Source organism: Geminisphaera colitermitum TAV2 (assembly GCF_000171235.2).
Lineage (GTDB): Bacteria > Verrucomicrobiota > Verrucomicrobiia > Opitutales > Opitutaceae > Geminisphaera > Geminisphaera colitermitum.
Genome location: NZ_ABEA03000067.1, coordinates 20,938 through 29,904 on the forward strand (window position 1 = coordinate 20,938; position 8,967 = coordinate 29,904).

Below are 8,967 nucleotides of genomic sequence, written 5' to 3' on the forward strand. Positions count from 1 at the left end.
CGGAGCGTCGCTGGTTTGACGTGGCGCGGGCTTTTTCTGCCAAACGCCCGCTTCGGCAGGCGAGGAGCCTTGCTCCTCGTCCGGCGGCAGGATGCCGCCGCTCCTTGGGGAACCTGCGTAACGCTTCAAACAAAAGCCCGGCCGCACAAGTATGCCGGCCGGGCCAAAGCAACGGAGATTATGAATCGGGTTGCGAGAGTGTGTATCCGTTAACGCACGACGCGGGCGCCGCCGCCTTTCATGAGTTTCTCGACTTCCTTTTGCGTGGCCATCGAGGTGTCGCCGGGCGTGGTGCTCGCAAAAGCTCCGTGGGCAGCTCCGTAATCGACGGCGAGTTGTGCGTCATTCTTGGAGAGGAAACCGAATTGCAGGCCGCTGGCGAAGCTGTCTCCACCGCCGACGCGGTCGAGGATTTCGAGTTCGGGATACTTGCGGCTCTCGTGGAATTTGCCGTCGTGCCAGCAAATCGCGCTCCAGTCGTTTTTCGTCGCGGTGATGACGCGGCGGAGCGTGGTGGCGGCGACCTTGAAGTTGGGGAACTCCTTCACGGCGGTCTCGATCATGGCCTTGAAGGCGTCGATCTCGATGGCGCTGATGTTGTGGTCAACGCCCTTGACCTCGAAGCCGAGCGAGGCGGTGAAGTCCTCTTCGTTGCCGATCATGACGTCCACATACTTGGCGATCTCGCGGTTGACTTCCTGCGCCTTCTTGAGGCCGCCGATGGTCTTCCAGAGCGAGGGGCGGTAGTTGAGGTCGTAGCTGACGATGGTACCGTATTTTTTGGCGGCCTTGACGGCTTCGATGGTGAGGGCGGCGGTGCTTTCGGAGAGGGCGGCGAAGATGCCGCCGGTGTGGAACCAGCGCGCGCCGCGTTTGCCGAAGATGTCCTCAAAGTCGAAGTCGCCGGGCTTGAGTTGGGAGGCGGCGGTGTTGCCGCGGTCGGGCACGCCGACGGCACCACGGATGCCGAAGCCGCGTTCGGTGAAGTTGAGGCCGTTGCGGACGGTGCGGCCAATGCCGTCGTCTTCGCGCCATTTGATGAAGTCGGTGGCGACGCCGCCCTGCATGATGAAGTCCTCGATTAGGCGGCCAACTTCGTTGTCCACGAAGGCGGTGAGGACGGCGGTTTTGAGGCCGAAGCATTTGCGGAGTCCGCGCGAGGTGTTGTATTCGCCGCCGCCTTCCCAGGCGGTGAAGTGGCGGGCGGTGCGCACGCGGGTTTCGCCGGGGTCAAGACGGAGCATGACTTCGCCAAGCGAGATTTGGTCGAACTGGCATTCGGAGGCTGGTTTGATTTGGAGGCTCATGGTGGATTGGAAGAAAAGTAATGAGTAGCGGGTGGCGAGTAGTGGAAAGAGTAGTCGGGAGGGCGAGTCAGATGATGTGATTGGTTAGCACAAGGGCGGCGTTTTTCTGGATTGAAACGATTTGGGCGAATGAAGTGGTTGTCCATCACTGAGCGATGGCTGGGCGGGGTCAAAAGGCCGATGGGTGCAAACAATCTCATGCGCAGTGTTACGCCACATTGCGCCGGATTGAAAAGTATGCGCTATCGAGGGGGGGGGAGACGTTATGCTCCAAGCAATGCGCGGAGGTCTGGGGCGATGAAATCAGCGGCGGGCAGGGCGGCGGCGGTTCCGATGCCGACGGTTTTCATGCCGGCACGATGGGCGGCTTCAATGCCAGCCTCGGCGTCTTCATAGACGACGCAGTCCGCCGGGGAGAGGTCCAGTCGTCGGGCTCCGAGGAGAAAAACTTCGGGGTCGGGTTTGGCTTTGCTGACATGGTTGCCGTCAACAATCGCATCGAAGAGTTCAGTGATGCGGAGGTTTTCCAAAATCAAGGGAGCGTTTTTGCTGGCGGAACCGAGGGCGATTTTCACGCCTCGGGCACGGAGGTTTTTAAGGTAGTCGCGCGCGCCGGGGAGGAGTTCGGAGGCGTCCATGTTGCGAATGTAGTCCACATACCATACGTTTTTGCGGACGGCCATTTCCTCGCATTCTTGCGAGGTGGCAGTGATGCCGCCGACTTCGAGAAGGATTTCCAGAGAGCGCATTCGGCTGACGCCTTTGAGGCGTTCGTTGTGCGTTTCGGTGAACGTGAAACCGAGTTCGGCAGCGAGGCGTTTCCACGCGAGGTAGTGGTAGCGGGCAGTGTCAACAATGACGCCATCAAGGTCAAATATCGCCCCCCGGGCGGTGGTGATGAATGCAGGAAGCATAGAGGGAAATTAGGAAGTAGAAATTAGAAGTTAGGAATGGGGAGTGGTTGGTTGGGGGGGGGGGGGGGGGGGAAGGTCAGCAGGGTTGCGTGATGGTTTTTCCGGGAGCGCAGGTGACGGGTGTTTGTCCGGCGAGGACGAAGGGGGCGTCGGCGGTGTTGTTGGCGTCGGCGGTGAGGGTGATGGCGTCGGACGTGATCGACGCGGTGAACCACTGGCTGCGCCAGGTGAAACGGAAACTGAGTTTCTTCCATTTTGCGGGAAGGCGCGGCGTCAGGCGCATGATGTCGTTGCCGTGTGGTTCGTCTTTGACGAGGCGAAGTCCGCCGAAGCCAAGGACGGCGGTCATCCATGCGCCGCCGTTTGCGGCGGGGTGTGTACCGCCAATGTAAATACCGCCGGAGTATTGTTTGGCGTCGCCAGTCAGGTCGATGGTGGCGGTGCGCAGGAAGTATTTGAAGGCGTAGTCGGTGCGTCCGAGTTCGGCGGCTAGGAGGGCATAGACGCAGGGGCTGAGACTGGAGCCGTGTTCGGTGCGCGGTTCGTAAAAATCCCAGTTGGCGCGTTTCACGTCGTCCGAAAAATCTTCGGAGAAGAGGTGGAGCATGAGCACGACGTCGGCCTGCTTGATGACTTGCGTGGGAGTGGCAATGCCGTGTCCGCCGCCCCAGTATTCGGTGGGGTTGAGGACGCGCTTTTTGACTTCGGCAGGCGTGGTGTCTTCGAGTTTGTGGTAACCGGTGAATTGTTCGATGACGCCGGTTTTCGGGTCGGGCGCGGGACTGAACAGCAGTGTATCCATTTCACGGATGCGCTTCAGGTCGTCGGCGTAGTCGAGGCGTTCAAGAAGAACGGCGCAGGTGGCGGGGTGTTTCTTTTCGAGGAGGGCAAGGGTATCGAGGGCAATGCGCAGGGTGGCGGATGCCATCGCGGTGGTGAAGGCGTTGTTGGCAACGCGTTCGTGGTATTCGTCGGGGCCGACGACATCGAGGATTTCGTAGCGGTTTTTCTCCGGTTTGAACCATGCGTAAGAGAGGAAGAAGCGGGCGCATTCGAGGATGACTTCGGCGCCGCCGTCGGTGAGCAGGGTTTCGTCGCCGGTGAGCCGGTAGTGTCGCCAGATGGCGAAGGCGACGTCGGCGCTGATGTGGACTTGTTTGTCGCGGAAGTGGGTGCGCATGGGGCGGCCCGTGAAGACGTCGGTGAAGTTAAAGAGGGTGCAGGCGTCGTCGCCGGTTTCCTGGCTTTCCCATGCGTAGAACGCGCCGCGGCAATCGTGGTCGGCGGCTTTGCGGCGCGCGCCGTCGAGGGTTTTTACCCGGTAGCGCATGAGGCGGCGTCCGAGCGCGGGTTGGGTGTGGTCGAAGAAGGGGGACATGAAGATCTCCGTGTCCCAGAAGATGCCGCCTTTATAGACTTGGCCGGAGAGTCCGCGCGCGGGGATGGAGCAGGCGTCGCTGGCGGGGGCAATGATGAGGAGTTGGTAGATGCTGTAATGGAGGGCGAGTTGGGAGTCGTCGTCGCCTTCGATGAGCACGTCGGAATCGCGCCAGCGGGCGTCCCAAATCGCACGGCTGGCGGCGAGGAGGGTGTCGCGTCCGGTCGCGACGGCGGCGCGGGCAGTGGCTAGCGCGGCGGCAGCGGTGGCCGGGGCGTCGTTGTTGTGTTCGAGGCCGGTGGCGACGCTTGTGTATTTTGTAAATGAATACGTCTTGGCGGCGGCAGCGTTGAAGTCGAAGCGGTGTTGAATGGTTTGCGCGGACTGGTGAGTTTCGGACGGGGGGAGGGTTTCGGTGTGGAGGGCTTCGGCCACGGCGAGGGGAATGGCTTTTTCGCCGGTGCGCGCGCTCAGGAGGTGGATGCCGTTTTCGTGTTGTGTTTCGAAATGGGTGAGGTGCGGGCCGTTGAGGTCCCACACGTTGCCGTCGATGCCGGTTTCGAGGCGGATGCGGCAGGGGCGCGTGACGGTGAGCGAGAGTGTCATGACACCGAGCCGGGTGTCGGCAAGGCTGAGGAAGCGGTCGGCGCGAAGGGTGGCTTCGGCTCCGTCGGGCAGGCGAAAAATAGTTTCCCGCGAATGGATGGCGCAGCGGAGGTCGAGCGTTTGGTTGTGGCGGATTATCGGCGTGGTGAGGACGGAGAGTGGCGTATCGTCAATGGTGATACGGGCGTTGAAGGTGTGGGGGGCGTTGACGGGTTCGCGCCATTTGTCGCCAACTTGATCGTAGAGTCCGGCAAGGGTGCAGGCGGCGAGTTGGGTTTTGTCAAATTCCTCAAGCGTGCCGCGGACGCCCATCGCGCCGTTGCCGATAATGAATTTGCTGCCGTGTTTTTCGATGTCGCCGGGTTGGAAGCCGTCGTGGTGGATGGTCCAGAGTGCGGGTGAGGATTTCATGTGTGGCAAGTGGGCGCAGGGGGGGGGGGGGGAGGGGGCTCGACGGAAATCGACTTAGGTCGATGGACGGCGACATAAGTCGATTGGGAGCGATGCGGGGGGGGATCGCTGTCGGACGGGAGGGCCAATTTTATGGCCCTCGGGTGCTCGTTTTCCGGTCGCTGATTAGCGGGGCATCAGGCTGGGCGGGAGTTTGGTGTTGTTTTCCATTTTGATGGTGGAACCTGAGCCGGAGGGGGGGGAGGGGGGGAGGTTGCCGTCGGTGGTGTTGCCCGTCACGATGAGCGAGAGAGGGGCGCGGTTGGTTTTGGCAGATTGCACGGAGAGCGCGTCTTTCCAGCCATAGATGAAGTTGCCTTGGACGAATGCGAAGAGGGTGTTGTTGGGGTTGAGGACAATGGCGGGGCTGTCCCCTTTGACGATCGTGGCGGTTTCGGTGCCGGTGGCTTTGGCTTTGTCGTCCTCGTCAGTGAAAAGGAGATACGGGATGGCCTGGGCTTCGGCTGTTTTGCGGGCCTCGGCAGCGGTGGTGTCGTCGGCATCGGTCTCGATGGGGGCTTCGCGGCGGAGGATGTTGTCTTTGACAAGCACGGTGTCGGCGCGGCCTTTGACGTTGAGGATGAGATCTTCGAAGGGGAGGCGGGAAACGAATTCGTTGCCCATGACGGTGAGGCGGCCTTGATCCACTTTGTCGATACGTCCGTTGATAAATTTGTTGCCGCTGATGGTGACGTCGCGTCCGCGCTGGATGGTGATGGCGGTGGAGCGTTCGGTGAGTTCGCTGACAAAGAGGTTGCCGTCGATGTGAACGGAGCCCGCTCCGTAACGGTCTTCCTTGTTGGCGGGGCCGTGATGGAGGCGGATGAAGGGGCCAAGGTATTTGGCGGGGGTGTCCCACCAGCTGAACTCGGCGTCCCAGGGTTCGTGGCGGACGATGATCTGGTTGCCGGTGATGAGGAGTTTTTCGCCCCAATACATGGAGACAATGCCGCCGGCGGTGGAGTTGATGGAGATGTTGTTGGAGAAAATGAGGTTTTCGCCGCCCTCGGTGCCGTAAGCGTAGTCGGAGATGAAGCGGGCAATGTTGCCGTCGATGACGACTTGGCGGCCTTTGTTGCCCCAGGCGAGGGTGTTTCCGTATTCGGCGTAGTTGTTCTGGATGAGGACGTCGAAGGAGCCGGAGGTGTGTTTGTTCCAGCCGGGGGCGTCGGGTTTGATGTCGCGGTAGACTTTGGTGGCGCTGCCGAGGGGGACTTCGGGGGCTTTGCGAGAGGGGTCGGGCGAGCCGCCAAACCAGCTCACCTGATATTTCACGTCGCGCGACCAGTTGTCGTGGTGGCGGAAGTTTTCGGTGCCCATGGAGAAGCTGCTGAGGTTGTTGCCGGTGATCATGCGGTTGCCGCGAGCGGTGACGTTGGCGCAGTTGATGGCGGCGAGCATGGCGTGGAGGCGCGAGCCGGTGGAGTTTTCAAGGACAACGTTGCGGCTGTTGGTGGCAACGAGGAGGCGTTGGTTGTTATAGGAGCCGAGGTGGGTGTACTTTTTGCTGCCGTCGGGGTTGAAGAAACGTCCTTTGCGGGCGCGTTCGGCGAGGGGGAGGAGTTTGCGCGGGTCGCTGTTTTCAACGTGCGCGCCGGTGACGATGAGGTCGTTCACGCCGTCGGCATGGATGAGTTTTTGAACGGGCGTGGTGCGTTCGGTGGCACCGTTCCAAGCGAAGTCGTGGTGGAGTCCTTCGATGCGCACGCGGTCGCCGGTGACGACGATGAGGGTTTTGTCATCGGTGATTTTTTCGGGGATGGGAATGAGGCGCGCCTTGGGGTCGAAGGTGAGGGTGATGTTGGCGGGGATGCGGAGGGTGCCGGTGCGCCATTCGCCGGGGGGAACGTGGAGGCGGGCGTCGGTTTTTTTGTCGGAGGCGTCACCCGCGCGGTTGAGGGCTGCTTGGAATGCAGCGGTGTTGTCGGCGCCAGGCGTGGTGTTAAGCGCGAGCGTGGCGGCGGTGGTGGTGGTGTGGTGGAGCGCCGTGATGGCGGTCAGGATGAGGAGGGTGCGGTGGAGCGGTGTCATGGGTGAATGGGTGTTTCAGCCTTCGGGTTTTTATTTGTCATGCGGTGGCGAATACAGGGGGGATGTGTTCGGAAAGGGTGGCGGGGGGGGCAGGGGGGGCGGGCCTTGAAGGGCACAGGGTGGCGGAGGTGCTCGGCATAGTGCCAGAGGCGGTGGAAGGTGATGCGGTTGGAGTCGTGAAAGTTGGGGGCGCCGTCGTAACCGACACGGACAAGATAAATGATGTCGTCGCCGTCGAAGTGCCAATCAACGTATTGGAAGCCTGTCTTCTCGTAGGATTCGCGCACGTTTAAGGGCAGATCGTCGGCGAGGAGGGTTGCGCAGACGGACCAATTCCAGAGATCGGGCGAGGTGCAGAGAGCGAGGATGTTGCGGCGGGAAACGCCAAGAAAGGGCACGTCTTTGACGACGCCGTTTGACGCAGGGATGCAACCGGCGGCGGGGTTGGAGAGTGTAATATAAAGTCCACTACATGGGTCGCGATGGATGGTGAATTTGTGGGTGCCGCCGGGGAAGTCGAAGAAGCCTGTCGCCGGGTCGAAGTCGAGGCGTAGTCCGTTGTTGGATACACGGAGGCGGGCGGCTTGGTCGGGCATGGGTTCGGCGTTGACGCGCAGGATGTTCCAGATGGAGCCGTCGGGCGCGGCCACGATGTTGCCTTCGAGCCAGCCGGGGTTGTCCGCGCCGCCCCAGCGTTCGCGGGGGGCCCAGGCGGGGTCGAAGGGGATTTTGTTGCTCATGGTCCAGTTGGCGGCGTCGAGCAGGTCGGCGTCTTCTGGCGCGGAGATGACGAGTGCCTGGAATCCGCGTCCCCAGATGCGGGGGGTGCAATCTTCAAATGCCCGGTAGATGCGTCCGCCGTGGACGAGGATGGGGACGGGAGCGCCGTGGTAATTGGGACCGGTTTCACGCGGACCGCCGGGGAAAAGCAGACCAGTGGCGGAGTCTTTGGGGCGGGTCCAGGTGTTGCCTCCGTCGTCGCTGCGGCGGATGGTGATGGCGCCGTAGCTGCGCGAGCAGCCGAGGAGCCAGAGGGCTCCGCGATGAAGGAAAAGGGTGGCCCAGTAGATATTGTCGAGGTGGGAGACGTTGCGCCAGGTGCGGCCGTTATCGGTGGAGCGATGAAGGCTGGTGAGCGCGCCTTCGCCGTCAATCGCTCCGGGGCTGCCGGGTCCGAAATAGTCATGCGTAGCCAGCAGTGTACCGTCTGGCAGGCGCACGAGGCTGGGACTACCAAGGTAGGTTTTGGTCGCAGGGTCCTGATAGTGGACTTCGGTGAAGGTCATGTTAAAAGTAGTGAGCAGCGGGTAGCGAGTGGTGCTTGCAAGCAGGGACGCTGCCACTCCGAGCGGAGCTCAGCCCAGTTAGTGACTGTCCGGAAATGTATGAAATGTGCGAGTTACTGGTCGTAGGCCGGGTCGCCAATGGGATCGTTGTCCTTGGAACCGTCGTAGGTGGGATCGGCACGGAGATGGTCGCCGATCATGATCTGGCTGGCTCTCAGGGTGCGAACGTGGCCGTCAGCATAGAGGACGTTGACTTTGCCGACATGGGGTTTGGGCGAGGCCGTTCTGAGTCGCAGTGGATTGGTTTCGTAGTCCTTGCGTTCGAACCATTGGAGAATGTTGGCGACAGGGGATTCTGTGCAGTGGTCTATGCCGAGAAGGGTGCGCGAGGGGGCAGTAAGGCTGCCGTAGGGTCTCCCGCTGACTTGATCGCTGATGCCAAAGGTCCACCAGAGGGCCTGGTTGCGTTCTCTGTAGGGGCGGTTGTATTTGGTGGTGCAGGCCATGGTGCCGTACATGATGGTTTTGATTTTGTCGTAACCGGCCGCCGCAGGCATGGGGCTGGTTCCGGGGATGCCCAGATAGGGGGCGATCTGATACCAAGGTTCTTTCGTGGGGGCGTTAGGTGCGGGGGGCGGGTTTATGGTGATGGGGAATCGATCCTTGTTGTCGTTGATGTGGAGTTTGATGGCAGTGTCCCACTGCCGCCAGTTGGAGATGCATTGGGCAGTGCGGGCGGTGTCGCGAACTTTTCCGACGACGGGGATGATGATGGCGGCGAGTATCCCGATGATCGCTATGACGGTGAGCAGTTCAATGAGGGTGAAGGCTGCGGTGGCGGCGATGGCGGAGGGGGCCGATGAGGGGGGGGTAACAGGACTTCGTCCTGTTACCTGAGCTAGCTCAGGTCGCGCGAAATTCGCTCTTCGACTAAGTGGTAGGATGGCGGCGGTGTGTTTGCGGTGTGACATCGTTTTTTCGGGGGGAGAAGGGAA

General features: G+C 61.4%; 6 protein-coding genes. All 6 read right to left on the reverse strand.

The genetic code is table 11. From position 1 onward, the window contains the following. Nucleotides 1-209: 209 nt before the first annotated feature. Nucleotides 210-1,307 (reverse strand): sugar kinase, encoded by a 1,098-nt coding sequence (locus tag OBACDRAFT_RS07355; RefSeq protein WP_043584246.1) that lies wholly within the window; start codon nt 1,305-1,307, stop codon nt 210-212. Between the two features lie 263 nt (nt 1,308-1,570). Continuing rightward, nucleotides 1,571-2,221 (reverse strand): beta-phosphoglucomutase, encoded by a 651-nt coding sequence (pgmB, locus tag OBACDRAFT_RS07360; RefSeq protein WP_043584248.1) that lies wholly within the window; start codon nt 2,219-2,221, stop codon nt 1,571-1,573. A 76-nt stretch (nt 2,222-2,297) separates the two neighbouring features. After that, a complete protein-coding gene (locus tag OBACDRAFT_RS07365) occupies nt 2,298-4,616 on the reverse strand; it encodes a glycosyl hydrolase family 65 domain-containing protein (RefSeq protein WP_043584250.1) in 2,319 nt (772 codons plus the stop codon). Between the two features lie 165 nt (nt 4,617-4,781). Next, the gene (locus tag OBACDRAFT_RS07370) at nt 4,782-6,686 is read right to left on the reverse strand and encodes a right-handed parallel beta-helix repeat-containing protein (RefSeq protein WP_043584251.1); all 1,905 of its coding nucleotides are present in this window, start codon (nt 6,684-6,686) and stop codon (nt 4,782-4,784) included. Further along, nucleotides 6,683-7,972 carry a sialidase family protein gene (locus tag OBACDRAFT_RS07375; protein ID WP_232766785.1) on the reverse strand — a complete coding sequence of 430 codons (1,290 nt, stop codon included), beginning with the start codon at nt 7,970-7,972 and terminating at the stop codon, nt 6,683-6,685. The genes OBACDRAFT_RS07370 and OBACDRAFT_RS07375 overlap by 4 nt, the downstream gene beginning before the upstream one ends. A gap of 113 nt (nt 7,973-8,085) precedes the next feature. Next, nucleotides 8,086-8,943 (reverse strand): H-X9-DG-CTERM domain-containing protein, encoded by an 858-nt coding sequence (locus OBACDRAFT_RS25095; protein ID WP_052361415.1) that lies wholly within the window; start codon nt 8,941-8,943, stop codon nt 8,086-8,088. Nucleotides 8,944-8,967: the final 24 nt, after the last annotated feature.

What these genes read in the sequence shown, in the direction of transcription:
- OBACDRAFT_RS07355 (WP_043584246.1), bottom strand. Translation starts at nt 1,307, where the DNA reads ATGAGCCTCCAAATCAAACCAGCCTCCGAATGCCAGTTCGACCAAATC.
- pgmB (WP_043584248.1), bottom strand. Translation starts at nt 2,221, where the DNA reads ATGCTTCCTGCATTCATCACCACCGCCCGGGGGGCGATATTTGACCTT.
- OBACDRAFT_RS07365 (WP_043584250.1), bottom strand. Translation starts at nt 4,616, where the DNA reads ATGAAATCCTCACCCGCACTCTGGACCATCCACCACGACGGCTTCCAA.
- OBACDRAFT_RS07370 (WP_043584251.1), bottom strand. Translation starts at nt 6,686, where the DNA reads ATGACACCGCTCCACCGCACCCTCCTCATCCTGACCGCCATCACGGCG.
- OBACDRAFT_RS07375 (WP_232766785.1), bottom strand. Translation starts at nt 7,972, where the DNA reads ATGACCTTCACCGAAGTCCACTATCAGGACCCTGCGACCAAAACCTAC.
- OBACDRAFT_RS25095 (WP_052361415.1), bottom strand. Translation starts at nt 8,943, where the DNA reads ATGTCACACCGCAAACACACCGCCGCCATCCTACCACTTAGTCGAAGA.